The 1027-nt window shown below is 27.2% G+C and carries 1 protein-coding gene; it reads right to left on the bottom strand.

Translation table 11 applies throughout. The features are described from left to right. On the bottom strand, nucleotides 1-1027 hold a 1027-nt coding region (locus J8L88_RS23380; RefSeq protein WP_211062079.1), incomplete at both ends, for a lipopolysaccharide assembly protein LapB.

Genomic DNA, 1027 nt, shown 5'->3' with positions numbered 1-1027 from the left:
AGCATTTAGATAAGAGTTTTGATTATTAGTTGCAATCCCTTGATCTAAATGTGTGTTGACTTTTGTTTTTAAAATCCTTAAAAGCGATGACTTTTTTTCTACTTCTGAGAGTTGTTCTTTGGTTGGCTGTTGATTAATATTAGTTTTGTTTTTGTCAAAAAAATCTGCAATAGATTTTTGATATAAATGTATAGCTTTATTGTATTCTTTTTCTTTATAAGCAAGCATCCCATATCCTAAATAGATGGATTTTAATAATTCAGGTCTATTTTTTACCAATACTAGTGATTTATCAAAATATTCTTTGGCTATTATCACATCTAACTCAATATATGCTAAACCTAAATTATAGTAAGAAGAACATAAATAATGATCACTTTTCATCTCTTTTGCTATTTGAACAGATTTAAGATAATATGATACGGCTTTTTGGAGGTTTTTAGTTTCACCATTCTTGATATAATCAATATCGCCGTTTTCGTGATATTCAATACCTAAATTTAAGTTTATTAAATATTTATCTTTTTTATCAAGGTTCTTAATTATAGTTGTAATTGAATCTGCTAAAAGTAGATGTCTTACAACTTGTTTTCCAGTTTTAATTTGTCCCATGCTTCTGTATGAAACGCCTACTTTAATATGATTGTCTATGATCTTTTGTCGATCTTTTATAGGGTCTAAATACTGAAATATTTTTAAACGATTTTCAACAGAATTATAAGGATCTTGTAATTTATGATAGATGTTAGCTAAATAGTTGTATGCCCTTATATTTAAGGAACGTTTTTTTAGAGGAACTGCTTTTTTAAAAGCTTCGATAGCATCTTCATAATTTTCATATTTATAGTAGAAATATCCTAGATTGATATAACTGTTCTTTAATAATTCTTTGTCAAAAGGAATTGCTTTTTTTTTAGCTTCTATAGCAAGTTGAGTGTAATAGATGGTATTCTTCTTATTCTTTTTTCGATAAAACCATTTTGCTAATTCATGAGTGTCTGCGCCAAGCTGTGTATAGTTGTTTTGT

Source organism: Aquimarina sp. MMG015 (assembly GCF_018100855.1).
Taxonomy (GTDB): domain Bacteria; phylum Bacteroidota; class Bacteroidia; order Flavobacteriales; family Flavobacteriaceae; genus Aquimarina; species Aquimarina latercula.
Note: the sequence above shows the minus strand (reverse complement) of the source record. Positions and strands in the feature narration are given on the sequence as shown.